Source organism: Amycolatopsis vancoresmycina, assembly GCF_000716785.1.
GTDB classification, from domain to species: Bacteria; Actinomycetota; Actinomycetes; order Mycobacteriales; family Pseudonocardiaceae; genus Amycolatopsis; species Amycolatopsis vancoresmycina.
The window spans coordinates 46980-71874 of sequence record NZ_JNYY01000005.1; the positions used below are offsets into that span (position 1 = coordinate 46980).

At 72.9% G+C, this 24895-nt stretch carries 27 protein-coding genes and 1 pseudogene; 16 read left to right on the top strand and 12 right to left on the bottom strand.

Annotated features, from left to right (window positions below; all coding sequences use genetic code 11):
* Nucleotides 1-47 precede the first annotated feature (47 nt).
* From OO60_RS12145 to OO60_RS12175, 7 genes are read left to right on the top strand one after another with little or no spacing between them, the layout of a single operon-like run.
* Entirely contained in the window at nt 48-800 is a 753-nt protein-coding gene (locus OO60_RS12145) for a GNAT family N-acetyltransferase (RefSeq protein ID WP_033261370.1), read from the top strand.
* Nucleotides 797-1786, top strand: a complete 990-nt coding sequence (cofD, locus tag OO60_RS12150; RefSeq protein ID WP_003083018.1) for a 2-phospho-L-lactate transferase — start codon at nt 797-799, stop codon at nt 1784-1786. The genes OO60_RS12145 and cofD overlap by 4 nt, the downstream gene beginning before the upstream one ends.
* The gene (locus OO60_RS12155) at nt 1722-3116 is read left to right on the top strand and encodes a coenzyme F420-0:L-glutamate ligase (protein WP_003083015.1); all 1395 of its coding nucleotides are present in this window, start codon (nt 1722-1724) and stop codon (nt 3114-3116) included. The genes cofD and OO60_RS12155 overlap by 65 nt, the downstream gene beginning before the upstream one ends.
* Nucleotides 3113-3658, top strand: a complete 546-nt coding sequence (locus tag OO60_RS12160; protein ID WP_003083013.1) for an NUDIX hydrolase — start codon at nt 3113-3115, stop codon at nt 3656-3658. The genes OO60_RS12155 and OO60_RS12160 overlap by 4 nt, the downstream gene beginning before the upstream one ends.
* 27 nt (nt 3659-3685) lie before the next feature.
* A complete protein-coding gene (locus tag OO60_RS12165) occupies nt 3686-4096 on the top strand; it encodes a hypothetical protein (RefSeq protein WP_003083011.1) in 411 nt (136 codons plus the stop codon).
* Entirely contained in the window at nt 4093-4458 is a 366-nt protein-coding gene (locus OO60_RS12170; protein ID WP_003083008.1) for a GntR family transcriptional regulator, read from the top strand. The genes OO60_RS12165 and OO60_RS12170 overlap by 4 nt, the downstream gene beginning before the upstream one ends.
* Nucleotides 4458-4745: a hypothetical protein gene (locus OO60_RS12175; protein WP_003083006.1), complete on the top strand. Its 288-nt coding sequence runs from the start codon at nt 4458-4460 to the stop codon at nt 4743-4745. The genes OO60_RS12170 and OO60_RS12175 overlap by 1 nt, the downstream gene beginning before the upstream one ends.
* Nucleotides 4746-4859: 114 nt before the next feature.
* Here OO60_RS12175 and OO60_RS12180 read toward each other — a convergent pair whose 3' ends face one another.
* On the bottom strand, nt 4860-5756 hold the full coding sequence (locus OO60_RS12180) for a DNA-3-methyladenine glycosylase family protein (RefSeq protein WP_003083004.1): 897 nt from the start codon (nt 5754-5756) through the stop codon (nt 4860-4862).
* Between the two features lie 3 nt (nt 5757-5759).
* Entirely contained in the window at nt 5760-6848 is a 1089-nt protein-coding gene (manB, locus tag OO60_RS12185) for a mannose-1-phosphate guanylyltransferase (protein ID WP_003083001.1), read from the bottom strand.
* Nucleotides 6849-6989: 141 nt separating this feature from the next.
* On the opposite strand from manB, the gene OO60_RS12190 reads away from it, so the two are divergent.
* A complete protein-coding gene (locus tag OO60_RS12190; protein ID WP_003082998.1) occupies nt 6990-7442 on the top strand; it encodes a hypothetical protein in 453 nt (150 codons plus the stop codon).
* On the opposite strand, the gene OO60_RS12195 is transcribed toward OO60_RS12190, so the two are convergent.
* On the bottom strand, nt 7439-8299 hold the full coding sequence (locus OO60_RS12195) for a glycosyltransferase family 2 protein (protein ID WP_205624169.1): 861 nt from the start codon (nt 8297-8299) through the stop codon (nt 7439-7441). The two genes, OO60_RS12190 and OO60_RS12195, sit on opposite strands and share 4 nt — an antisense overlap.
* Nucleotides 8300-8441: 142 nt before the next feature.
* Here OO60_RS12195 and OO60_RS44575 point away from each other — a divergent pair, with 142 nt between their 5' ends.
* Nucleotides 8442-8951 (top strand): hypothetical protein, encoded by a 510-nt coding sequence (locus tag OO60_RS44575; protein ID WP_003082994.1) that lies wholly within the window; start codon nt 8442-8444, stop codon nt 8949-8951.
* 127 nt (nt 8952-9078) lie between these two features.
* On the opposite strand, the gene OO60_RS12205 is transcribed toward OO60_RS44575, so the two are convergent.
* Both OO60_RS12205 and OO60_RS12210 read right to left on the bottom strand, forming a co-directional pair.
* Entirely contained in the window at nt 9079-10227 is a 1149-nt protein-coding gene (locus tag OO60_RS12205) for a glycosyltransferase family 4 protein (protein ID WP_003082992.1), read from the bottom strand.
* 58 nt (nt 10228-10285) lie between these two features.
* The gene (locus OO60_RS12210; protein ID WP_033261372.1) at nt 10286-11362 is read right to left on the bottom strand and encodes a glycosyltransferase family 4 protein; all 1077 of its coding nucleotides are present in this window, start codon (nt 11360-11362) and stop codon (nt 10286-10288) included.
* Between the two features lie 9 nt (nt 11363-11371).
* Between OO60_RS12210 and OO60_RS12215 the strand changes: the two genes are divergently transcribed.
* Genes OO60_RS12215 through OO60_RS12225 form a run of 3 tightly spaced genes read left to right on the top strand, consistent with a single transcriptional unit; the run spans nt 11372 to nt 15920 of the window.
* Complete coding sequence (locus OO60_RS12215; RefSeq protein WP_003068245.1) at nt 11372-12307, top strand: glycosyltransferase family 2 protein; 936 nt, start codon at nt 11372-11374, stop codon at nt 12305-12307.
* A 33-nt stretch (nt 12308-12340) separates the two neighbouring features.
* Nucleotides 12341-14842, top strand: coding sequence for a glycosyltransferase (locus OO60_RS12220; RefSeq protein WP_033261374.1), 2502 nt, complete (start codon nt 12341-12343; stop codon nt 14840-14842).
* Nucleotides 14835-15920: a glycosyltransferase family 4 protein gene (locus tag OO60_RS12225; RefSeq protein ID WP_004559422.1), complete on the top strand. Its 1086-nt coding sequence runs from the start codon at nt 14835-14837 to the stop codon at nt 15918-15920. The genes OO60_RS12220 and OO60_RS12225 overlap by 8 nt, the downstream gene beginning before the upstream one ends.
* Before the next feature lie 37 nt (nt 15921-15957).
* Here OO60_RS12225 and OO60_RS48415 read toward each other — a convergent pair.
* Nucleotides 15958-16071 (bottom strand): annotated as a pseudogene (locus OO60_RS48415) (ABC transporter ATP-binding protein); the annotation flags it as partial.
* 245 nt (nt 16072-16316) lie between these two features.
* Between OO60_RS48415 and OO60_RS46425 the strand changes: the two are divergent.
* On the top strand, nt 16317-16454 hold the full coding sequence (locus tag OO60_RS46425) for a hypothetical protein (RefSeq protein ID WP_155849022.1): 138 nt from the start codon (nt 16317-16319) through the stop codon (nt 16452-16454).
* On the opposite strand, the gene rfbD is transcribed toward OO60_RS46425, so the two are convergent.
* The gene (gene rfbD, locus OO60_RS12235) at nt 16433-17329 is read right to left on the bottom strand and encodes a dTDP-4-dehydrorhamnose reductase (protein WP_033261375.1); all 897 of its coding nucleotides are present in this window, start codon (nt 17327-17329) and stop codon (nt 16433-16435) included. The two genes, OO60_RS46425 and rfbD, sit on opposite strands and share 22 nt — an antisense overlap.
* A 5-nt stretch (nt 17330-17334) precedes the next feature.
* The gene (gene rfbB, locus OO60_RS12240; protein WP_004559419.1) at nt 17335-18324 is read right to left on the bottom strand and encodes a dTDP-glucose 4,6-dehydratase; all 990 of its coding nucleotides are present in this window, start codon (nt 18322-18324) and stop codon (nt 17335-17337) included.
* A 138-nt stretch (nt 18325-18462) separates the two neighbouring features.
* Between rfbB and OO60_RS12245 the strand changes: the two genes are divergently transcribed.
* Together OO60_RS12245 and OO60_RS12250 are read left to right on the top strand one after the other, a co-directional pair.
* Nucleotides 18463-19989: an LCP family protein gene (locus OO60_RS12245; protein WP_004559418.1), complete on the top strand. Its 1527-nt coding sequence runs from the start codon at nt 18463-18465 to the stop codon at nt 19987-19989.
* A gap of 37 nt (nt 19990-20026) precedes the next feature.
* A complete protein-coding gene (locus OO60_RS12250) occupies nt 20027-21259 on the top strand; it encodes an LCP family protein (RefSeq protein ID WP_425304646.1) in 1233 nt (410 codons plus the stop codon).
* Here OO60_RS12250 and OO60_RS12255 read toward each other — a convergent pair.
* Nucleotides 21252-22088, bottom strand: coding sequence for an NmrA family NAD(P)-binding protein (locus OO60_RS12255; RefSeq protein ID WP_033261376.1), 837 nt, complete (start codon nt 22086-22088; stop codon nt 21252-21254). The two genes, OO60_RS12250 and OO60_RS12255, sit on opposite strands and share 8 nt — an antisense overlap.
* 108 nt (nt 22089-22196) lie before the next feature.
* Here OO60_RS12255 and OO60_RS12260 point away from each other — a divergent pair, with 108 nt between their 5' ends.
* Nucleotides 22197-22907, top strand: a complete 711-nt coding sequence (locus OO60_RS12260) for a TIGR03089 family protein (RefSeq protein ID WP_004560640.1) — start codon at nt 22197-22199, stop codon at nt 22905-22907.
* Nucleotides 22908-22988: 81 nt separating this feature from the next.
* Here OO60_RS12260 and OO60_RS12265 read toward each other — a convergent pair whose 3' ends face one another.
* From OO60_RS12265 to OO60_RS12275, 3 genes are all read right to left on the bottom strand, one after another.
* Complete coding sequence (locus OO60_RS12265; protein WP_004560638.1) at nt 22989-23429, bottom strand: DoxX family protein; 441 nt, start codon at nt 23427-23429, stop codon at nt 22989-22991.
* A gap of 113 nt (nt 23430-23542) precedes the next feature.
* On the bottom strand, nt 23543-24358 hold the full coding sequence (locus OO60_RS12270) for a DUF1206 domain-containing protein (protein WP_004560636.1): 816 nt from the start codon (nt 24356-24358) through the stop codon (nt 23543-23545).
* 97 nt (nt 24359-24455) lie between these two features.
* A complete protein-coding gene (locus tag OO60_RS12275; RefSeq protein ID WP_004560633.1) occupies nt 24456-24881 on the bottom strand; it encodes a hypothetical protein in 426 nt (141 codons plus the stop codon).
* Nucleotides 24882-24895: the final 14 nt, after the last annotated feature.

A 24895-nucleotide genomic window follows, 5' to 3' on the forward strand; every position in this document is an offset into this window, starting at 1 on the left:
GAGAAATCCGTTCCCGCGACTTTCACCGCCTCCGTCACAATCTAGCGGTGAACGCCCCCGAAAGGCTCGAAACCACCTGCAGCAGAGCATGGCCGCCGCTGGTCGAGGAACCCCTAGGTGAGTGGTCCCTGCGCTGGGCGGACGGCTTCACCGGCCGCGCGAACAGCGCACTTGCGGTCGGCGACCCCGGTCGCGCGACCGGCGGCGCACTGACCGCGGTGTGTGACTTCGCCCACGATAGGGGGATCGCCCCTATGGTCCAGGTCGTCCGCGACAGCCCGAACGAGCGCGCGATCGCGGCCGCGGGCTGGGTCCCGGCGGCGCACCACGGCGCCGGCCACGAGGTCGCCGTCCTGACCGCTCCGCTGGCACCCGCGCCCGCGGTGCCGGGCGTCACGGTGCGCGACGAGCCCCCGCCCGGCTGGTGGGAGCTCACGCTGAACCCCGGCGAGGACTCGCCGGCCGCGCGGCAGGTCCTGACCGGCGGGAAGGTCGGCTACGGCGTCGCGACGGCCGGCGGCCGCACCGCCGCCGTCGTCCGCGGGGCCCTGGTCGACGACTGGCTGCACGTCGGGCGGCTGGCGGTCGACCCGGCCTTCCACCGCCGCGGGCTGGCGTCGGCCCTGATGAGCGCCGTGCAGACCTGGGGCGCGGAACACCGGGCGGGGCACGTGGTGTTGCAGGTCGCGGAGGGGAATTCGGGCGCGCTCGCGCTCTACGCGGGGCTCGGCTACGCCCCGCACCACAGATACCGGTACTGGGTGCCCGCACCCGGCTCGTGCGAGGATTCGACGTCGTGAAGATCGTGGTAGTGGTCGGCGGAGTGGGCGGGGCCCGCTTCCTGCTGGGTGTCAAGGCAGCGCTGGGCATGGCACCCGAGGGTGCCTCCGAGTCGGAGCACGAGGTGACGGCGCTGGTCAACACCGGCGACGACGTCTGGATGCACGGGCTGCGGATCTGTCCCGACCTGGACACCTGCATGTACACCCTCGGTGGCGGGATCGACGCCGAACGCGGCTGGGGGCACTCGGGCGAGACCTGGGTGGTCAAGGAGGAGCTGGCGGCCTACGGCGCCGACCCGGACTGGTTCGGGCTCGGCGACAAGGACATCGCCACCCACCTGATCCGGTCGCGGATGCTGCGCGCGGGCTACCCGCTCTCGGCGGTGACCGAGGCCCTGTGCGACCGCTGGCAGCCCGGCGTCCGGCTGCTGCCGATGTCGGACGACCGCGTCGAGACGCACGTCGTGATCGACGACCCGGAGCAGGACGGGCAGCAGAAGGCGATCCACTTCCAGGAGTGGTGGGTGCGCTACCGCGCCGAGCCGAAGGCGCACTCGATCGTCGCGGTCGGGGCCGAGGAGGCCAAGCCCGCGCCGGGCGTGCTGGAGGCCATCGCCGGGGCGGACGCGGTGCTCTTCGCGCCGTCGAACCCGGTGGTCTCGGTCGGGACCGTGCTGGGCGTGCCGGGCGTGCGCGACGCGCTGCGCAAAACGTCCGCCGGCGTGGTCGGGGTGTCGCCGATCATCGGCGGCAAGGCGCTGCGCGGGATGGCCGACGCGTGCCTGACCGCGATCGGCGTCGAGACGTCCGCGGAGGCCGTCGGGCGCCACTACGGCTCGCGCAAGGACGGCGGCGTGCTGGACGGCTGGCTGATCGCCGAGGGCGAGACCGCCGACGTGCCGGGCGTGGCCGTCCGCGACGTCCCGCTGCTGATGTCCGATGTGGACGCGACCGCGGCGATGGCCCGCGCCGCCCTCGACCTGGCTGGAGCCCCCGTTGTCTGATCACGCTTCCCCCAAGCTGGAGATCCTGCCCGTCACCGGGCTGCCGGAGTTCCGCCCCGGCGACGACCTGACCGGCGCGATCGTGGCCGCCGCGCCCTGGCTGCGCTCCGGCGACGTGCTGGTCGTGACCAGCAAGATCGTCTCGAAGGCCGAAGGCAGGCTCGTGCGCGTGCCGTCGGACCCCGAAGCCCGCGACGCCGAACGCCGGAAGCTCGTCGAGCAGGAGGCCGTGCGGATCGTCGCGCGGATCGCACGCACGGTGATCACCCAGAACCACCTCGGGATCGTGCAGGCCGCGTCCGGCATCGACGCGTCCAATGTGGCCGGTGACGAGGTCGCGCTGCTGCCCGCCGACCCGGACGCGTCGGCGCTGGCGCTGCGCAACGGGCTGCGGGAGCGGCTCGGCGTCGAGGTCGCCGTCGTCGTCACCGACACCATGGGCCGGGCGTGGCGGGTCGGGCAGACGGACGCCGCCATCGGCTCGTCCGGGCTGCGCGTGCTGCACGCCTACCGCGGCGAGGTCGACGGGCAGGGCAACGAGCTCGCCGTCACCGAGGTCGCCGTCGCCGACGAGCTCGCCGCGGCCGCCGACCTGGTCAAGGGCAAGCTGGGCGGGACGCCGGTGGCGGTCGTGCGCGGCTTGCAGCTCGAAGACGACGGCTCGACCGCGCGGGACCTGATCCGCCCGCTGGAGGAGGACCTGTTCCGGCTGGGGGCCAACGAAGCCGTCGCGCAGGGACGGCGCGAGGCCGTTCCGGCCCGGCGTTCGGTGCGGCAGTTCGCGGACGAGCCGGTCTCCCCCACCTCGATCCGCCGGGCGGTGGGGTCCGCGCTGACCGCCCCCGCGCCGCACCACACGCACCCGGTGCGGTTCGTCTGGCTGCGCGACGCCGGCGTCCGGAAGAAGCTGCTCGACGCGATGCGCGAGTCGTGGCAGGCCGACCTGAGCGGGGACGAGTTCACGCCGGAGCAGATCGCGAAGCGGCTCAGCCGCGGCGACATCCTGTACCGGGCCCCGGAAATCGTGCTCCCGTTCCTGGTGCCGGACGGCGCGCACACCTACCGCGACGACCGCCGCAACGACTGCGAGAAGACCATGTTCACCGTGGCCGGCGGGGCGGCGGTGCAGGGCCTGCTGGTCGCGCTGGCGGCCGAGGGCCTCGGCTCGTGCTGGATCGGCTCGACGATCTTCGCCGCCGACGTCGTGCGGGACGTCCTGGGCCTGGACGAGCGCTGGCAGCCGCTGGGCTCGGTGGCCGTCGGGATCCCGCTCACCGAGCCGGAGCCGCGCGGACCGGCACTGGCCGGGGAAGGACTCCTGGAGCTGTGAGCCTGCACGCGGACGCCGTCACGACGCTCTCTTCGTGGCGGCCCGATTCGGCGGCCCAGGAGTCGCTGCGCCAGGCGTTCCTCGGGTTCTTGGCCGCGCGTGAGGATTCGTGCCTGCGGTCCTGCGCGGCCGGGCACCTGACGGCGTCGGCCGTGGTCCTGGACCACACGGGCACGCAGGTGCTGCTGACGCTGCACCCGCGGGTCGGCCGCTGGCTGCAGCTCGGCGGCCACTGCGAGCCGTCGGACGCGTCCCTGGCCGGGGCGGCGCTGCGGGAGGCGACCGAGGAGTCCGGGATGACCGGGCTGCGGCTCGCCCCGGAACCGGTGCACCTGGACGTCCACCCGATCACGTGCTCGCTCGGGGTGCCGACGCGGCACTTCGACGTCCGGTTCGCGGTCCACGCCCCGGCGGGCGCGTCGCCGGTGCGCAGCGACGAGTCCGACGACCTGCGGTGGTGGCCGGTGGATGCGCTGCCCGCGGGGTCGGAAGATCTCGCCGATCTGGTGAAAGCCGCCGTTCCTGTCGGTGCCGGGCGATAACCTGGTCCGCGGACAGGGAGGGACCACATGGCTACACAGTTCCCGGAGCGGGTGCACTTCCACTCCGGCGGTGGCGGCGACACCGGGGTGTTCGGGTACATCGTGCTCGGGCTGATCGTCCTGGGCATCATCGTGTTCGTCATCGCGGTGATCGTGCGGGTGTCGAAGATGCGCCGCGAAGAGGCGATGAAGCGGGGTGGGCAGTTCCCGAACTTCCCGCCGCAGCAAGGATTTGCGCCGCCACCGCAGGGTTTCGCGCCACCGCCGGGTGCGGCGCCGACGCAGGGTTTCGCGCCGCCGCCCGGGTTCGCGCCGCCGTCGCAGGGCTTCCCGCAGCAGCCGGGCTACCCGCCGGCGCCCCAGCAGTACGCGCCTCAGGGGCCATCGTTCCCGCAACAGCAGTTGCCGGGGCCGGGAGCGGGTCCGCAGAGCTGGTGATCGTCTCCTTCGACAGCGGCTCGCCGGTCCCGCCGTACGAGCAGGTCCGGTCGGGGCTCGCGACGCGGATCAACGACCGGAGCCTGGCCGTGGGCACGAAGCTGCCGACGGTCCGGCAGCTCGCGGCCGACCTCGGCATCGCACCGAACACGGTGGCGAGGGCGTACCGCGAGCTGGAGGAGGCGGGCCTGATCGAGACCCGCGGCCGCGCCGGCAGCTTCGTGGCGGCAGCGGGCGACCAGAGCCGCCGCCGAGCCCAGCAGGCAGCGGCGGAGTACGCGAAGACGACCCGTAGGCTCGGCCTCGACGACGCGGAGGCGCTGTCGATCGTCCGCGCGGCACTCGACGAGGGGAACGGCTGATGCTGAGCGTCCTGACGCTGCTGATCCTGCTGGTGGTGGTCGCCGGGATCGTGGTGGGCGTGCTGGCGCTGGTGAACGCGAACAAGCCGAAGCAGCCGCCCTACCCGCCGCAGTACCCGGGGTACCAGCAGTACCCGCCGCAGCAAGAGTATCCGGGCCAGCAGCCGCCGGGTTACCCGCCGCAGCAGGGGTATCCGGGGCAGCAGCCGGGCTACCCGCCGCAGCAGGGGTTCCCGGGCCAGCAGCCGCCGTACCCGCCCCCGCCGGGCGGCTACCCCCCGCAATAGCCACCGCCCACAAACGTCGCGAATGACTCATTCGCGACACCGGATGTCCCCAATGACTCATTCGCGACACCCGACGTCCCGAATGAGTCATTCGCGACGTTCCGCGCCCCGGCCTCACATCGCGCGGTAGTCCCTCAGCTCGATCCGCGGTCCGAACCGGGGCCGCCGGTGCCCGGCCGCCTCCAGGTACCGCACCGCCCGCTGCCGCTGCGGTGCGTACGGCGCGAGCAGCTCCGCCATCCCGGCGTCGTCGGTCTTCCGGCCCAGCAACGCGTTCCCCACCATCGAGGGAATGTTGTAGTCGCCGAAGCTCACCGCGTCCGGGTCGCCCCACGCGCGCTGCGCGATCTCCGCCGCCGTCCACACCCCGATCCCCGGGACCTGGCGCAGCCAGTGCCGGCCCGCGAGCCCGCCGAGCGAGACCGCGTGCTCCAGGTGGTGGGCCATGCCCGCGGCGTTGAACAGGGCCGTCCGGCGCTTGATGTCGACGCCCGCCCGGTGCCAGTGCCAGTCCGGCAGCGCCCGGATCTGCATCGGCGTCGGCGGCACGCGCAGCCGCTCGGGGGCCGGCCCCGGCGCGGGGGAACCGAACCGGCGGCACAGCTCGGCCCACGAGCGGATCGCCTCCTTGCCCGCCACCTTCTGCTCGAGCACCGCCAGCACCAGCCAGTCCCACACCGTCCCGGTCGCGCCGAGCCGCAGGCCGGGGACCGCCCGCCGGGCCCGCGCCACGACGTCGTGGTGCGCGACGAACCCCGAGTCGTCGTCGTCCGCGCCGAGCAGCGCCGGGACGCCGCTGAGCAGGCGGTCCTTCGCCTCGCCCCAGGCCGCCGCCTCGATGCGGCCGTCCGGGTGCCGTCGCAGGGCCAGCGTTCCCTGGCCGTCCACGGTGTTCGTCGCCAGCCACGTGATCCCGCGCTCGTCGGTGAAGACGTTGAGCGACCCGCGCCCGCGCTTCAGCGGACGCAGGACCCGGTCCAGGTCGACTTCGAACGCGGGACGCCAGAACATCGGCTAAGCGTCGCTCGAGAAGCGGACGGAACCGTCGGGCAGCACGACGTCCGGCCAGACCCGGGCGCCTTCCAGCAGCTCGCAGCCTGCCCCGACGGACACGCCATCGCCCAGCACCACCCCGCGCAGCACCGCGCCGGCGCCGACGCGGGCGCCGTGGCCCAGCACCGAGCGCTCGACGACCGCGCCCTCGGAGACGGCCGCGCCGTCGAACAGGACCGAGCCGTCGATCTTCGCGCCCGAGCCGACCACGGCCGCGACGCCGATCGTCGAACCGCCGCTGAGCTGGGCGTCTTCCGCCACCGAGGCGCCGTCGAGGACCAGGAAGTCACCGGGGCGGCCGGGCAGCGCCGACGTCGGCGCCACGCCGCGGACGAGGTCGGCCGAGCCGCGCACGAACGCTTCCGGCGTGCCGACGTCCAGCCAGTAGGAGGCGTCGACGAACCCCTGGATGTGCGCGCCCTGCTCCAGCAGCTGCGGGAACGTCTCGCGCTCCACCGACACGCGGCGCCCGGTCGGGATGGCCTCGATCACCGGGCGGCGGAAGACGTAGCAGCCGGCGTTGATCTGGTCGGTCGGCGGGTTCGGCGTCTTCTCGAGGAACGCCTGGACGCGGCCGGTCTCGTCGGTCGGCACCGACCCGAAGCGGCTCGGGTCCGGCACGCGCTGCAGGTGCAGCGTGACGTCGGCCCCGCTCTCGCGGTGCACCCGCAGCTGCTCGCCGAGGTCGGCGCCCGAGAGGATGTCGCCGTTGAAGACGATCACCTGCTCGGCGCGCAGCTTGTCGTAGACGTTCCGGATCGCGCCAGCGGTGTCGAGCGGCTCCTCCTCGACCACGTACTCGAGCTCGAGGCCGATCGACTTGCCGTCGCCGAAGTACTCCTCGAACACCTCCGCACGGTAGCTCGTGCCCAGCACCACGTGCCGGATCCCGGCCTCGCGGATGCGGGATAACAGGTGGCTCAGGTAGGGCGTCCCGGCTGTGGGGAGCATCGGCTTCGGCGCCGACAGGGTGAGCGGGCGCAGCCGGGTGCCCTTGCCGCCGACCAGCACGACGGCGTCGACAGCGTCGGTTTGGACCTCGGACGTCACGGAAATCTCCTCTTTTATCACGCACCGCTGAGCGACAAGCCGCGGGAAACCCTGACGGAGGTCGCCCGGAGGGCCTACCCTAGACAGGAAACAGGCGGGCCTTTCCCCAGAGGGCCCCTGGTCAGTCGGGAGGCCGAGGGGATGGACCCCCGCGATCGGGCGGACGCCCTGCTCGCACGAGCCCAGGCGCGCGGTGTGTTCGTCGTGACACCCGACAGCGCGACGTCACCGATGGACTCGTCGAACACCCAGCAGATCCCGCGCGCGCAGATCGACGGGCTCGACCGCAGCCGCGACCCCGACACGACCACGCAGCTGCCGGCGTCGCTGATCGAGGAGAACGACCACCCGCTGGCCGGCGCGTCACCGACCCGGCGGATGGAGGTCCAGGGCGGCCGCCGCCCGCAGCAGACGACGCCGCTGAGCACGCCGTCGCCGACGACACCGCTGCCGGCCCCGCTGTCCCGCCGGCCACAGGCCGAGCAGATCACGAGCCCGCTGCGGGAGCCCGACCCGGAGGACACCGGCCTGGTGCCGACGGTGACGCAGAACATCGGCAAGTCCGACCTTTCACGCCGGCTCGACGGGATTTAGCGGGTTTCCAGCTTCAGCCGCAGCGCGAGGCCGAGCTTCACGGCGGCCAGCACCGGCTTCCAGGCGAGCCCCTGGTGCCGGTCAGCGAGGTAGCGGTAGGCGCTGGCGTGGTGCGCGGCGAGCATCTTCTTCGACGCCTGCGACGTCGAGTGCCCGCCTTCGTGCGTGACGCGCGAGGAGGGCGCGTAGACGTTCAGCCAGCCCGCCTTGGCCAGCCGGTCGCCGAGGTCGACGTCCTCGAAGTACATGAAGTAGCGCGTGTCGAAGCCGCCGACGGAGTCGAACGCTTCCCGCCGGAACAGCTGGCACGAGCCGGACAGCCACCCCGAGACGCGCTCGGCCGGGGCGCCGGTCTCCTGCCGGTACTGCTTCGTCCAGGGGTTGCCGGGCCAGACCTTCCCGAAGAGGGCGTGCCCGATCCCCCGCCCGAAGGACGGCAGCAGCCGCGCGGAGGGGTAGACGGTGCCGCCGAGATCGTGGATGAGCGGCCCGAAGGCACCCCCGCGCGGCCACCGCTCGGTGACCTCCAGCAGCGCGTCGAGCGACCCGGGCTCCCATTCGAGGTCCGGGTTGACGACGACGACCCACCCGTAGGAGTCATCGAGCTCGGCGACGCCCCGGTTGGCGGCGGTCCCGTAGCCGACGTTCTCCCCGATGCTGAGCAGCTGCACGTTCTTCCGGCCGGCGGTGACCCGCTCGAGCGCACCTTCGACGGACGCGTTGTCCGCGACGACCACCTTCACGTCGCGCTCGGTGGCCTTCTCGAGGGTGTCGAGGAACCGCTCGATGGTGTCCTCGGAGAAGTAGGTCACGGTCACGACGCCGACATCGTCGCCATAGCGGGAATGCTCAGTCACCCGGCCATTGTCCACTCGTTACGCAGGGCAACCCCGCCACCCCGCAGCCCGTACACAGACGCCGGCCGAGCGGTTCGGCGCCTGTCACGAGATGTGCAGGCCCGACTGCGGAGCGTGCAACTAGCCACGCGATGATGACGCGATGACGGTGCACGCCTTCGTCGACGAATCAGCCCGCGGTGGCTCCTACCTGCTATGCGCGACGATCGTGGCACCCGCGCAGTTGACCACCACCCGGCGCACGTTGACATCGCTGCTGCTGCGCGGAGCCCGCGAACTCCACTTCAAGAAGGAGAAAGAGCCTCGTCGCAGAATGCTCATCGACCGGATGGCCGAAATGCCGATCACTACGCGGCTTTATCGCGGTGCGTGCCTGCCCAAGACCGAAGAGGCCACCCGCCAACGCTGCCTCATGCTGCTCGCGGAACACCTGCTGGGGCTACAGGCCCACCGGCTGGTGCTCGACTCACGTGATCACCGCGACGGGCACGATCGCCAGACGCTGCAGCGCGCCCTGGGGTTTCGGCCGTCGAAACCGAGCTCACCTACGAGCACGTCGACTCGACCGCAGAACCCCTTCTGTGGATTTCCGACGCGGTGGCATGGTGTTTCGGAGCAGGTGGCGACTGGCGACGACGTGCCGATCCCCTGATCGGGGAGCGCTTCGAAGTCTGAGGACAGCGAAAAGCCCGTGAGACGACCGTCCGGACGCGTCACGGGCTTCCATACTCAGCCCCACCGGGACCTCGCACCGCCATGTTACCACCGTCGACCACGGGTCAGCGCGTGCGGAGGTGCCGTGACCAGGCCTTGGCGTACGCCTCCCGGTGCCGTTCCGCGGTCGTAGCCCACGAGAACTCCTTCGCGCGCTGCTGCGCCGCCGTCGCCAGCTCCGCCCGGCGTCCCGGGTCGTCCAGCAGCTCCCCCAACGCCGCCGCGACGTCGCCCGCGCCCACGCCGCAGTACGCCACCGCGTCGCCGCCCACCTCCGGCAGGGACAGGCGGCGCGTTGTCAGCACGCACGCGCCGCACGCCATCGCCTCCAGGACCGGGAGCCCGAACCCCTCGCCCAGCGATGGGTACGCCACCAGCTCCGCCCCGCCCAGGAATCCCGCCAGCGTGCCGAACGGCAGGTACCCGGCCCGGATGACGCGCAGCCGGTGCGGGACCGCGTCCAGGGCCCGCTCCACCTGCGTGTCCCAGCCCGGCTGGCCCGCCAGGACCAGCGCCGGGGCGTCACGGCGGCCGACCACCGCCCGCGCGAAGCCGCGGATCAGCGCCGGTACGTTCTTCCGCGGCTCCAGCGCGCCCAGGAACGCCACGTACGGGGTCCGGCCGAGGCCGACCGCCGCCCGGGCCGCCGCGACCTCGGCCGGTGACGGCGGGTGGAAGCGCTCGCTGTCGACGCCGTGGTGGATCACTTCCAGTGACGCGTGCCGCACCGGGCCGACGCGGGCCAGCTCCGTGGCCGTCGCCGCCGAGGGCACCACGCACAGCGTCGCGCGCCGCAACGCCGTTGCCGTCCACGCGCGGAAGAAGCGGGCCTTCACCGACGAGTGCAGGACCGCGTCGGTGAAGAACGTCGCGTCGTGCAGCGTCACCACCGAGGCCGCCGACGTCGCGAGCGGCATCGTGTAGTGCGGTGAGTGGACGACGTCCGCGCCGAGGCGGCGGGCCAGGCGCGGCAGCGTCGCCTGTTCCCAGGTCAGCCGGGCCGTGCGGGTGGTCGTCGCCGGCGAGGCGGGCACGACCCGCGATCGCGGCGCCAGCCGGTCGTAAAGCTGCAGGTCGCGGGGCTGGCAGACGACGGTGATCCGCGCCCCGTCCGCGTCGAGGGCGGCGACGAGCGAATCCACGTACCGGCCGACCCCGCCGCGGTCCGCGGGAACCGCGGTCGCGTCGATCAGGACCCGGGGATCATCGCTCACCAGAGCAGGGTACGGCGGCGCCCCCGCGCCTTGGTGAGGAACTGGCAAACCGGGCAGGTCACTCGTGCGCGCGGCGGTGGATCGCCCAGACGGCTTCGGCCGCGCGCCGCCAGGTGAACGCCCGCGCCCGCTCCCGGCCCGACCGGACCAGGTCCGCCGCCAGCGACGGCGACCCCAGCACCTCGCGCAGCGCCTTCGCCAGCGCCGCCGCGTCCCCGCGGGGCACCACCACCCCGGCCCCGCCCGCCACCTCGGCCAGCGCCGGGACGTCGGTGTGCACCACCGGGACCCCGGCGGCCATCGCCTCGAGCAGGCCGAGACCGAACCCCTCGGCGAGGCTCGGCACGGCCAGCACGCCGGCCCGGCGCAGCACGGTCGCCAGCTCGGCGTCCGTCACCTTCCCCAGCACCCGCAGCCGCTCCGCGGGCAGGCCGCGTTCGAGCGCCAGCGCCACCGGGTCGACACCGCCCCAGCCCGGCTGGCCGGCCAGCACGAGCGCCGTGCCGTCCAGCGCCGTGACCGCGTCGATCAGCACGTCGATGCCCTTGCGCGGCTCGATCGTGCCGAGGGCCAGCACGTACTGCTCCGGCAGGTCCAGCTCGGCCGGCTCGGGCCACACCCGCACGCCGTGCGGCACCACCCGCACCGGCACGTCGACGTCGATCAGCACGGCCAGCTCGTCGGCGACCGCCCGCGTCGGCACGACCAGCCCCGACGCCCGGCGCGCGGCCCGCGCGATCATCGACCGGTGCCAGCTCACACCGCGCGCGGTGAGCGTCTCGGGGTGCGTCCACGGCACGGTGTCGTGCACGGTCACGCTCAGCGTCTTCCCGGCCGGCGCGCGCGGCGGCGCGAACGGCGTCGGCGCGTGCACCGCGTCGCCGCCCGGCCACCAGAGCAGGCCCAGCTGCCACGCGGCGACCAGCGCGCGCGGCGGGATCCGCAGCACCCGTGGTCCTTCGACGCCGTCCAGCCGGGCCGCGCCCACGTCGGCGTGCCGCGCGACGACGCTGGACACCGTCCAGCCCGGCGGCGCGGTCTTCGCGAGCGCGGGGAGCAGCTCGGCCGTGTAGCGCCCGGTGCCACCGGGCACCGGCGCGAGGAGCTGCTCGGCGAGCACGACCAGTTCGGGCACGCGGCTATTGTGCGGGACGTGACCGACAATCCCGCCACCACGGTGGTAGTCGTGACCTGGCGGGGTGCGCCGCACGTCACGGCCTGCCTCGACGCGCTCGCCGCGCAGACGCGTCCACATCGGACGCTCGTGGTGGACAACGCCTCCGACGACGGCACCGCCGCCCTGCTCGCGGCCCATCCGTCACGCCCGGACGTGCTCCGCCTCCCGCGCAACACGGGGTACGCGGGAGCCCTCGCCGTCGCCGCCGGGAAGGTCGGGACGCCGTTCATGGCGTGGCTGAACGACGACGCCGAACCGGCGCCGGACTGGCTGGCCACGCTGGAGGACACCCTCGAAAAGGCGCCGCTGGCGGCTGCGGCGACGTCGCTGCTCGTGCGGCCCGACGGCGGCACGCAGTCCGCCGGCGTCCGGCTGACCGCCGACGGCCACGGCGCCGACGTCACCGAGCCCGCCGCCGAGGTGTTCGGCTTCTGCGGCGGCGCGGCCCTGCTGCGCACCGACGCGCTGAAGAGCGTGCACGGCGTCCCGGCCGGATTCTTCTGTTATTACGAGGACACCGACACCGCGTGGCGGCTGCGGCTGGCCGGGTGGGACGTCGTCGCGGCGCCGGACGCCCGCGTCCGGCACGCCCACGGCGTCAGCAGCGAACTGGGCTCGCCGCTGTTCCACCGCTGGAACGAACGCAACCGGTTGCTCATGCTGCTGCGCTGCGCGCCCCGCGACGTCGCCGTGAAACAGCTGATCAGGTTCGCGGCGCTCACCGCCGTGCTGCCGCTGCGGCCGGGGCGGCCGTCCGCGGCGAACTTCCGGTTCGGCCTGCGGTGCCGGGTGCTGGCCGAGGTGGCCCTGCGGTCACCTGCGGCGTTGCGGATGCGCCGCAAGATCACCCGCCGCGCGGCGCTCGGCCGAGGCGCGGTCTGGGAGGCATGGGCGGGCCTTTAAGCTTGCGCCAGGATCGACGACGAGGAGCTGGCTTTGGCGCAGGGGGATCCGCAACCGCTCGTCTCGGTGATCGTGGTCAACTACCACGGCGCCGACGACACGATCACCTGCCTGCGCGCGCTCGCCGAGCACGACTACCCCGAGCTCGAGCTGCTCTGCGTCGACAACTCGGACGAGGCCGCGCGCATCCGCGAAGCCGTCCCCCGGGCCCAGGTCATCGAGGCCGGTCGCAACACCGGCTTCGCCGGGGGCTGCAACCTCGGCGCGAAGCACGCGAAGGGCACCGTCCTCGCCTTCCTCAACAACGACGCCCGCCCGGCGCCCGGCTGGGTCTCCGCCGCGGTCGCCGAACTGCGCGCCCAGCCCGGCGTCGCCGCCGTGGCCAGCAAGGTCCTCGACTGGGACGGCACCGGCACCGACTTCGTCGACGGCGGCCTGACCTGGTTCGGCATGGGCTACAAGCGCCACGCCGGTTCGCCGCTGGCCGACGTCCCGGCCGCCGAGCACGAGGTCGCCAAGGACGTCCTGTTCGGCACCGGCTCGGCGCTGTTCGTCCGGGCCGGCGTGTTCGCCGAGCTGGGCGGCTTCGACGAGCGGTTCTTCATGTTCTACGAGGACGTCGACCTCGGCTGGCGGCTGAACCTGCGCGGCTGGCGCGTCCGGTACGTCCCGGAGTCGCTGACCTACCACCGCCACCACGCCACGATGGCCTCGGTCGACGCCCCCGAGACCGGGCGCGAGACGTTCCTCCTCGAGCGCAACGCCCTGGCCGCGCTCTACAAGAACCTCTCCGACGAGACCCTGGCCCGCGCGCTGCCCGCGGCCCTCGCGCTGGCCGTGCGCCGCGCCACCGCCCGCGGCGAGCTCGACCCGACGCAGCTGGACCTCGAACACGGCGTCGGCCCGATCGAGTCCGGTGCCGTCGCCATCCCCCGCACCACGCTCGCCGGGCTGCTGGCCATCGACCAGTTCGTCGAGCTGCTGCCGTCGCTGGGCGAGTCGCGCGCGGTCGAGCAGGCCGCCCGCGTCCGCACCGACGCCGACCTGCTTCCGTTGCTGCGCAAGGCGTTGGAGCCCGCCTACCCGCTGCCGCGCTACCTGGCCGCGCACGACATCCTCGTCGAGGCGTTCGGCATCGGCAAGGCGTTCGGGCAGCGCCGGAAGATCCTCGTGCTGACCGGCGACGCGCTCACCGAGCGGATGGCGGGCCCGGCGATCCGCGCCTGGAACATCGCGCTGGCGCTGGCCGCCGAGCACGACGTCCACCTCGTCACCACCAACCCGCTGGCCACGCCGCCGCCCGCGCCGTTCCGGGTCAGCGCGGGCAAGTTCCGCGAGCTCGACGCGCCGATCGCCTGGGCCGACGTCGTCGTCCTGCAGGGCCACGTGCTCGAACTGGCGCCGTCGCTGAAGAAGCAGCACAGCGGCAAGATCGTCGTCGCCGACCTGTACGACCCGATGCACCTCGAACTGCTGGAGCAGGGCAAGGGCGTCGCGGACGACAAGCGCGCGGCCGATCTCGCGGGGGTCACGCGCGTCCTGGACGCCCAGCTCGAACGCGGCGACTTCTTCCTCTGCGCGTCCGAGCGGCAGCGGCACTTCTGGCTCGGCCACCTCGCGGCGATGGGCCGGCTTTCGCCGCGCCTCTACGACGCCGACCCGACGACGCAGTCCCTGCTCGCGGTCGTCCCCTTCGGCCTGCCGGCGGAGCCGCCGGTGCGCACCGGGCCGGGGCTGCGCTCGTCGCTGGGCATCGGCGGCACCGACCACGTCGTGCTCTGGGCGGGCGGGGTGTACAGCTGGTTCGACCCGTTGACGCTGGTCCGCGCGATCGACCGGCTGCGCCGCAACCGCGGCGACGTCCGGCTCGTGTTCCTCGGTATGAAACACCCGAACCCCGAGGTCGCCGAGATGGACATCGGCACGCGGACGATCCGGCTCGCGGACTCGCTGGGGCTGACCGGCAAGCACGTCTACTTCAACGAGCAGTGGGTGCCCTACCACGAGCGCCAGAACTGGCTGCTCGACGCGAACTGCGGCGTCACCACGCACTACGAGCACGTCGAGACGACGTTCGCGTTCCGCACCCGGGTCCTGGACTACCTGTGGGCGGGGCTGCCGATCGTCACCACCGACGGCGACGCCTTCGCCGACCTGGTCCGGGCCGAGCGGCTCGGCGTCGTCGTCCCGGCCGAAGACGACGCCGCGCTGGCCAAGGCGCTCGAAAAGGCGTTGTACGACGAGGAGTTCGCCGCGGGCTGTGTCGAACGGCTCGCCGTCGTCGCGCAGCGGTTCGCGTGGCCCGAAGCGCTGAAGCCGCTGGTGGAGTTCTGCCGCGACCCGCGCCCGGCGGCCGACCGGCTGCCCGGGTCGGCGGACCTGGTGAAGACGCCGTCGGTGCGCGGCCGGGCGATGCTGCGGCGGGACGTCGACCTGGTGCGCGAGTACCTCGCCGCCGGCGGCGCGTCCGAGCTGGCGCGGCGCGTCGGTGGCCGCGCGTTGAAGGTCGCGAAGCAACGGCTCCGCCGTGGCTAGGTCCCTGAGCGTCCTCCTCGACGGCACTCCCCTGCTCGGTGCGCGCACCGGGATCGGCCGGTACACGGCCGCGCTGAGCGAAGAACTCGTGTCGATCCCGGAGGTCGACACGCGGGCGGTGGCGTTCACGCTGCGCGGCTGGCGGCGGCTGCGGCACGTGCTCCCGTACGGGGCCCGGGCCCGCGGGATGCCGGTGGCGGCGCGGCTGCTGCGGATGGCGTGGCTGCGGTCGGACTTCCCGCCGGTGGAGCTGTTCGCCGGCCCGACCGACGTCGTGCACGGCACGAACTTCGTGCTGCCGGGCCGGTTCCGCGCGGCGGGCGTGGTGACGATCCACGACCTGGCCTTCCTGGACAACCCCGCGGAGCTCGCCCCGAGCGACCGCGGCCTGCCGGAGCTGGTCCGCCGCGGCGCGCGCCGGGCGAACGTCATCTGCACGCCGACGGCGGCGGTGGCGGACGCGGTGGCGGAGCGGCTGGACGTCTCGCGCGACAAGATCGTGGTGACCCCGCTGGGCGTGAACCCGGCGTGGTTCACCGCCCGCCCCCCGGACGACGAGCGCCGCGCGCGCCTCGGCCTGCCGTCGCGCTACCTGCTGTTCGCCGGGGCGGCGGGCCCGCGCAAGGGCCTGGACTGGCTGACCCGCGCCCACGACGCGGCCCCGGACCTGCCGGACCTGGTGTTCGCGGGCCCGGGCCCGTTCCCCCGCGGCCCCCGCCGGTCCCAGACCGGCTATCTGTCCGATGTGGACCTGCGCACGGTGGTCGCGGGCGCGTCGGCGCTGGTGCTGCCCTCCCGCGACGAGGGCTTCGGCCTGCCGGTGCTGGAGGCGATGGCCTCGGACGTCCCGGTGGTCTGCACGGACATCCCGGCCCTGCGCGAGGTGGCGGGCGAGTGCGCCAGCCTGGTCCCGTACGGCGACGTGGACGGCCTGGCGGAGGCGTTGCGCACGGCGGTGACGGACCCGCACGCGGTGGCGACGTCGGCGTCCCGGCGCGCGCACGCGGCGAACTTCACGTGGCGCACGTGCGCGGAGCTGACGGTGGGCGCGTACCGGCTGGCCTCAGGGCGGCACTGAACCCTTGTAGGCGGCCAGGATCTCCTCAAGCGCACGGCCCCGCGGATCCGGCCTTCGGCCATCCGCCCAGAGAAATCGTGATGTCCCGCAGGGCCTCGATGACCTTGCCGAGCACCCGTTTCTTCAGCGACCGCGTCTTGGCGTCGAAGATCGGGAAGTTCGACGGAGGCCGCTTGGAGACGCGCGTCGCCGAAGCGCTCCGCGAACCGGCGCCCGGGGTGCGCGAGGTCGTCGGCGCTTCACCCGCGCGCTGGCGGACACCTTCGCCGCGCACGACCGCGTCTTCCCCGAGCTGCTCGACGGCCAGCGCGCCGACGGCCGCGATCGCGGCCTGCGCGCGCTCGCCACGATCCAGCAGGCGTTCGTCGAAGCCGCGGCGACACCCCGGCCGTCCGGATGGCCGCCCGGACCGTCATCGGCGCCTGCATCCACCGCGCTGCCACGTGCCGGTCCTGGCCCGACGGCTTGGACTGGACCACCTGGGCCGCCGAAACGACCGAGCTCGCGCTCGCCTACCTGTCCGCCGCGAAGTAGGCGGCCAGCGCCTCTTCCCACGGCCGCATCGGGGTCAGCCACGCCTCGCGCCACGAAGCCGGGGACAGCACCGAGTACGCCGGACGGGCCGCCGGGCGGGGGAACTCCGCCGTCGTGCACGGCTTCACCCGGGCCGGGTCCGCGCCCAGGTGGCCGAAGATCGCCTTCGCGAACCCGCACCAGCTGACCGCGCCCGCGTTGGTGCAGTGCAGGATCCGGCGCTCCGGCCCGTCGCCCGCCGCCGCGCGGGACGCCAGTTCCAGCAACCCGGCCGCCAGGTCGGCCGTCCACGTGGGACCGCCCACCTGATCGTCCACAACGGACAGGACGTCGTGCGTGGACTCCAGGCGCGCCATCGTCTTCACGAAGTTCGTCCCGGTCTTCCCGTACAGCCACCCGGTCCGCACCACCCACGACGACGCGCCCGAGCCGAGGACCGCGTCCTCGCCGGCCGCCTTCGTGCGGCCGTACGCCGAACGCGGGCCCAGCTCGTCGGACGGCTCGTACGGCGCCGACCCGTCACCCGGGAAGACGTAGTCCGTCGACACGTGGATCAGCGGCACCCGGCGGGACGCGCAGGCCGCCGCGAGCACGCGGGGCCCGTCGGCGTTCACCGCGAACGCGCGCTCCTCGTCCGTCTCCGCCGCGTCGACCGCCGTGTACGCCGCCGCGTTGACGACGACCGGTACCGAACCCGATTCCCGCGCCCGCTCGGCCAGCGCGCCGACCGACGCCAGCACCTGGCCCGTCTGTGTCAGGTCCAGCTCGGCCGACCCCGGGGCCACGACCTCCACCGAAGGAGACGCCAGCGCGGCGAGATCCCGGCCGAGCTGCCCGGAACCCCCGGGCACGAGCACCGTCAGCCGCACAGGCACTTCCTCTACTTCCGGAGGGCGGTCCGCTCGGCCAGCGGTTCCCACCACGCGCGATTTTCCGTGTACCAGGCCACTGTCGCGGCCAGACCGTCCTCGAAGGACACGCGCGGAGCGTACCCCAGCTCCTTGTTGATCTTCGTGATGTCCACCGAGTACCGGCGGTCGTGGCCCTTGCGGTCCTCGACCGGCTCGACGCTGTCCCAGCCCGCGCCGACCGCCTGGAGCAGCTTCTCGGTCAGCTCGCGGTTGGTGAGCTCGGTGCCGCCGCCGATGTTGTAGATCTCGCCCGGCCGGCCCGCCTCGGCGACCAGCTGGATGCCGAAGCAGTGGTCGTCCACGTGCAGCCAGTCACGGACGTTGAGCCCGTCGCCGTAGAGCGGCACCTTCCGCCCGTCCAGCAGGTGGGTGACGAACAGCGGGATGACCTTTTCCGGGAACTGGTACGGACCGTAGTTGTTGGAGCACCGGGTGATGCACACCGGCAGCCCGTGGGTGCGGAAGAACGACCGCGCCACCAGGTCCGACGACGCCTTCGACGCCGAGTACGGCGAGTTCGGCTCCAGCACGTTGTCTTCGGTCCACGAGCCGTGCTCGATCGAGCCGTACACCTCGTCGGTGGATACGTGCACGAACTTGCCGACCCGCGCTTCCAGCGCCGCCTGCAGCAGGTTCTGCGTGCCGAGCACGTTCGTCAGCACGAAGTCGGCGGCGCCGAGGATCGAGCGGTCCACATGGGACTCGGCGGCGAAGTGCACGACCAGGTCCACCCCGGTCATCACGTCGGCGACCAGCGCGGTGTCGCAGATGTCGCCGCGCACGAAGCGCAGCCGCGGGTCCGCGGCGACCGGCGCCAGGTTCGCCTCGTTGCCCGCGTAGGTGAGCTTGTCCAGCACGACCACCTCGGCGTCGCGCAGCGCCGGGTAGGCGCCGGTCAGCACCTGCCGGACGTAGTGCGACCCGATGAAGCCGGCACCACCGGTGACCAGGACCCGCATCTTCCCGCCTTTCCTTCGTGCCCCGGGCGGGGCATACCGCCCCCAGCCTACGGAGGTCCCACAACACCCTCAGTAGAGTCTCCGTCGGAGACACACGGGTGTCCTGGGGGAAGCACGGGGTCACAGGGGAGGAAGCGCGTGACCGAACAGGCTGCGCCGACCATCCCGGCGCGCCGTGGCTACGGCGCCGCGGTTTTCGCCCGCCGCGGCGGCAAGGTCGTCGTTTCGTTGCTGTCCGTCGCGATCCTGGCCCTGACCTGGTACGGCTGGCACTACATCGGCGACCCGAACACCGGCCTGACGACCACGAACGTCTTCGCCGACACCGAGGCGCACGCCAAGCCGCTCGACGGCGCGATCGACATCCTGCTGGTCGGCCAGGACAGCCGCACGGACGCGCAGGGCAACCCGCTGCCCCGCGAAGTGCTGGACATGCTGCACGCCGGCGTCTCCGACGGCGAGCTGAACACCGACACGATGATCCTCGTGCACATCCCCCAGAACGGGAAGCACGCGATCGCGGTCTCCTTCCCGCGCGACTCGTGGGTGGAGCTGACCGGCGGCTACGGCAAGCACAAGCTCAACAGCGCGTTCGTCTACGCGTACACGGACACTTACAAGACGTTGCAGCGCCAGGGCGTGACCGACCTCAAGCAGGCCGACGCGCAGGCGAAGGTGGCCGGGCGGAAGAACCTCATCGCCACGCTCGAGAAGTTCATCGGCAAGCCGGGGATGATCGACCGCTACGCCGAGGTGAACCTGGCGAGCTTCTACGAGATCACCAAGTCGATCGGCGGCGTCGAGGTCTGCCTCAAGGGGCCGGTCAAGGAGGTCAAGTCCGGCGTGGACCTGCCGGGCGGCCGCCAGACGATCGAGGGCGTGCAGGCGCTCGCGTTCGTCCGCCAGCGCTACGGGCTGCCCAACTACGACCTCGACCGGATCGCGCGCCAGCAGGCGTTCCTGTCCGGGCTGGCCCGCAAGGTGATTTCGACCGACGTGCTCACCAGCCCGGCGAAGATCGCCGACCTGGTCACCGCGGTGAAGAAGTCGGTCGTGGTGTCGCAGGGCTGGGACCTGACCGAGTTCGCCGAGCAGATGCGCGGCCTGACCGGCGGCAACATCGAGTTCCACACCATCCCGACGCTGGGCAACGCGACCATCGGCGGCGCGGACGTGCTGCGCGTCGACCCGGCCGCGGTGGCGGCCGAGGTGACGCGGCTGACGTCGGACGGCACCACCCCGGCGGCCCCGACGTCGGCGCAGGTGCCCGGCGCGAACGCCGTCACGGTCGAGCTGTTCGACGGCTCGGGCTCGCCGACGGTCGCCGGCCAGACGCACTCGATGCTGCAGGGGAAGGGCTTCACGCTCGGCGCCGACCAGCGGCTGAGCACCCGCAACACGACGGTGGTCCGGTACAACCCGGCCGACGACACCGCATTGGGCCTGGTCAAGCAGGCCCTCGGGACGACGGTCCAGGCCGAACCGGACCGGGACGTCCCGGCCGGGCACGTGCGCGTGCTGCTGGGCAAGGACTTCCGGAACTCGGCCGCCGCCCCGGGCGGCGCACCGACGTCGTCGGTGCCTTCGCGGCCGACGGTCCCGACGGCGGCTTCCACCCCCGCCGCGCCGCCGATCACGGCGGGCGACGTCCCCTGCGTCAACTAGACTGCACACGCAGGGTGTTCGGGGGAGGTAGGCCAGCGTGGCGGAAGACCAGGAAGAACCGGAGACGATCGCCGATCCGGTGACGCCGAGTGACGACGTACCGCGGTCGCCGTCGCGGGTGCGCCGGGCCGGGCGGGTGACGCGCCGGGTGGCGCTGGGCCTGGCGTCGCTGCTCGCGCTCGGCGCCAGCGGCTACGCCTACGTCACCAAGGACCAGCTGCAGAGCACGATCCCGACCACGGACGCGTTGACCCCGCGGGCCGGCGAGCCGGCACCGCCCCCGGCGGACGACGGCGCGGAGGACATCCTGCTCGTCGGCAGCGACGCCCGCACGGACGCGCAGGGCAACGCGCTGCCGGCACGGGTGCTGCGCCAGCTGCGCACGGAGGCCAACAACGGCGCGGTGAACACCGACACGGTGATCCTGCTGCGGGTGCCGAAGAACGGCGGCAAGCCGTCGGCGGTCTCGATCCCGCGCGACACGTGGACGGCCATCCCGGGCCGCGGCGAGGCCAAGATCAATTCGGCGTACGGCGTCGCGAAGGCGCACGCCGCCCAGGAGCTGCGCGGCCAGGGCGAGCGCGACCAGGCGAAGATCGAGCGCGACTCCGACACCGAGGGCCGCCGGGTCCTGGTCCAGGCGGTGCAGGACCTGACACAGGTGCGGATCGACCACTACGCGGAGATCAACCTGCTGGGCTTCTACCTGCTGACCGAGGCGCTGGGCGGGGTCAAGGTGTGCCTGAACCACGCGACGGAGGACAAGGACTCGGGCGCGAACTTCCGCCGCGGCGAGCAGACGGTCTCGGGCGGCGAGGCGCTGTCGTTCGTCCGCCAGCGCAAGAACCTCCCGCGCGGCGACCTGGACCGGATCGTCCGGCAGCAGGCGTTCCTGTCGTCGGCGCTGCACCAGCTGCTCTCGGCGGGCACGCTGACCAGCCCCGGGACGCTGAACGACCTGATGGACGCGGTGCACCGGTCGCTGACCCTGGACCCGGGTCTCGACCTGCTGCAGTTCGCGCAGCAGGCGAAGGGCATCGCGTCGGGCGACCTGACGTTCGCGACGATCCCGGTGGTGACGGCGAACGGCCGCAGCGCGGACGGCCAGAGCATCGTGCAGATAGACGTGAAGGCGGTCCGCGACTTCGTGGCGGGCCTGGCGGGCCGGGCGGCGCCCCGGACCCCGGCGGGCGGCGGCTCGGGCAGCGGCGCCGCCCCCGGCGCGGCGCCGCTGCTCCGAGACTCCCCCGGGGTCCCCTGCGTCAACTGAAGTCGGCGCGGTGCTCCTCGGCCCACTGCCGGAACGTCCGCGGTGCGTTCCCCGTCACCTCGCGCACCACATCCGTCACCGTCGACGGCTCCCGGGTCGTCCGCTCCATCGCGCGCAGCACCTCCGGCGGCACCTCGGGCGGCCAGCCCAGCGCCACCATCCGCTCGGCCGCCTGCTCCGGCGTCAGTTCCACCACCCGCAGCGGCCGCCCCAGGACGTCCGCCAGCACCGCCGCCTGCTCCCGGAACGTGATCGGTTCCGGCCCGCTCAGCTGCAGCGCCTCCCCTGCGTGCGAGCCGTCCGCCAGGATCTTCGCCGCGACGTCGCCGATGTCGCGCTCGTGGATCGCGCCGATCCGCGCGTCCGCGTACGGCGTGCGGACCACGCCCTCGGCGATGTCCGCGCGCCAGCCCAGTGCGTTCGTCGCGAACGAGCCCGGGTTCAGCAGCGTCTCCGCGAACGGCGCCGCGATCAGCGCCTCCTCCACCGCCCGGTGGAAGTGCGCGATCCGGCTCTGCACCGACCGCGGCTCGAGCGTCGCCCCCGACGACAGCAGCACGACGTGCCGCACACCGGCCCCTTCGGCCGCCTTCACGAACCCGTCGATGCCCTGCGGCCGCGTGTACAGGAAGACCGCGGAGACCCCGTCGAGCGCGGGCTCCAGCGTCGAGGCGTCTTCGAGGTTCGCGCTCACCTTCGCGACGCCGTCCGGGACGTCGAGCGTCGAGGCGTCGCGGCTCGACGCGCGCACGGTCTGACCTGCGGCGACGAGCGATTCGAGCACCGCGCGCCCGACGTGTCCGCGAGCCCCGGTGACGAGAATGGTCATGCTGTCCCCCAGCCCTCCAGATAAATTTGCTTTCAAAGCAAACGTACTGAGTCCGGAGATCCGGTGTCAACCGGCGGCCCGCCTGGTCCGCGCTTTAGCCTTGTCCGCATGAGCCTGACCGACGAGCTGCTGCGCCCGCTGCTGGCCTCGCCCGCCAAACCGTTGATCACCCACTACGACGACCAGCTGGGCAGCCGCGTCGAGCTGTCCGTGGCGACCACGGCCAATTGGGCGGCGAAGACCGCCAACTGGCTGACCGAGGAGTTCGACGTCGAACCGGGCGACGCCGTGGCGGTGCAGCTCCCGGCGCACTGGCAGACGGTCGGCGTGCTGCTCGGGGCGTGGTGGTGCGGGGCGCGGGTAGTGACCGAAGGCGCCGGCGCGCGGGTGGCGTTCGTCGGCCCGGACGACCCGGAACCGACCGGCGCGGCGGCCACCGCCGTCGTGACGCTCGACCCGATGGGCCGCGGCCTCGCCGAACCGCCGGGCGGCGGCGCGTTCGACTACCTGACCGAGGCGCGGACGGCGGGCGACCAGTACAGCCCGCTCTTCCCGGTGCCCGGCGACACGACGGCGCTCTTCGAGTCCACTGTGGACGAAGTACTGGCCGAAGCCAGGGCCCGGGCCGCGAAACTCGGCCTCACCGCGGACGACCGGGTGCTGTCCACACGGGACTGGGACGGGCCGGAAGGCATCCTCGACGGCCTGCTCGTCCCCCTGGCCGCGGGCGCCCACCTGGTCCACGTGAGCAACGCGGACGAGGCAAAGCTGGACGCCCGCCGCGACGCCGAACGCACCACAGCCGACCTCCCCAGCTGACACCCCTGCCGCAGCCTCGTGAGTGGTAAGGCGAGTTCTAACTCGCCTTACCACTCACGACAGCCGCGGCAGCGTGGGGACTCAGGCGTTGGCCAGCTCGCCCGTTTCGATGTCGCGGCGGGCGCGCTTGCGACCCCACAGCAGGTGGTCGAGCGAGAGCCGGCCGCCGTTGAAGCCCAGGGCGAGCCCGGCCAGCGCGAGCACCAGGACCAGTTCGTAGCCGCCCTGGCCGGTCAGTCCGTTGTCGATGTGCACCGAGAGCAGCGCGCCGACCGAGATCACGACGTAGCCGATGCCGACGAGCGGCAGCAGGAAGCCGACGATGAACGCGATCGAACCGAGGATCTCCACGGTCATCGCGAAGACCGCGGCGGCGGTGGGCAGCGGGATACCCGTCATCTCGAAGAACTTCGCGGTGCCGTCGATGCCGTTGTTCCACTTCTGCAGCCCGTGCGCGAGGAAGACGACCGCGACGCCGATCCTCCCCAGCAACAGGGCCACGTCCTTGAATCGTCCGAACATCCGGTTTCAGCTCCCGAGTAGGTGAAAGTTCAACTGACCCGACCCAAAGTAGGGCACCGGGCACCGCCACCGGAGCATCGGAGCGTGATCGACAGGAAACCGACAGGGACCGTTCAGCGCTTGTGCGCCCGGGCCGCACCGAAGCAGTACACGCCGAACGCGGCGAGGCCGAGCGCCACGACGATCAGCAGCACGGTGCCGAAGGGCTGGGCGGAGAGCGTCTTCAGGGCGGCGTCCAGGCCGCCGGCCTTGTTCGGATCGGCCGTGAACCCGGCGATGGCCAGCAGGATCGCGACGATGGCCAGGACGACACCCTTGGCGAGGTAGCCCGTGGTCCCGATCCAGCCGATCCAGCGCTTGGTCTTGCCCGGCAGCTCCGTCGTGTTCAGGTCCTCGAGGAACTTCTTCTTCGCGCCCTTGACACCCGCGGCGATGGCGACGCCGAGCACGCACGCGGCGGCGATGACGACCAGCGCGGGCCCGGCGGGCAGCTGGAGCAGTTTGGCGGTGAACTCCTGCTGTTTCTCGTTGCTCGACCCACCGCCGCCGCTACCGGTGGCGATGCGGATGGCGGTGACGCCGAGCGCGATCACGATGACGCCGCGCGCGGCCGCGCCGATCCGCTTGCGCGTCCGCTTGCCGCCGCTGACCCACTCGTAGCCGGTGGCGGCCATCAGGAACTGCCAGAGGCCGAACAGGACCAATCCCACGGCGACGACCCAGAGCAGGATCTGCCCGAAGGCCGTGGAGCCGATCTGCTGGAGGGCGCCCTTCTGATCGGCCTGTTCGCTGTCCCCGAAGGCGACCTGCAGGGCGAGGTAGGCGATGACCAGGTGCACGACCCCGTAACACGCCATGCCGGCACGGCCGAGCACTTGCGCGGTGTTGCTCTTCTCGCCTCTTTCGGCGGTGGCCTCTGTCCGGTTCATGCCTGCTGTAGTACCCACGCCCGACCCCGATCCGCTGGGCCAAGCGGACTAATCACTTGCTGTGCCTGAGCCGAGCACCCGCGTGGCCGGCCCCGGCTCAGGCGGGGCGGCGCCGCACCTCGTCGAGGCCCGCCCAGCCGCCGTTGACCGCGAGCAGCGTCAGCACCTGTTCCGCTTGCTCGGCGAACCGGGTGAGGTCCTCGTGCAGCAGGGCCGCGCGCTCGCCGTCGAGCTGGTCGAAGTCGTCGAACCACAGCGAGATGGCGGAGCCCGCGGTGACGGCGAGCCCCTGCGTCAGGCTCAGAAAACCGGGAGACGGCTCATCGGCGGCCGCCCGGTAAGCGGTTTCGATCTCGTCGCAGGCGGCAAGCAGGTCACGCAGCTGGCGGACGGCACCGGCCGGAGTGCCATCCCAGGCGGCGGTCGGCCAGGCGCGATCGGAGAGTTCGAGCCACAGCCGCCAGCCGGCGACCAGCTCGGCTTCGTCGTGGGGCGTCCAGGACGCCGGAACCGGCCAGTACATGAATCCGAGAGTGA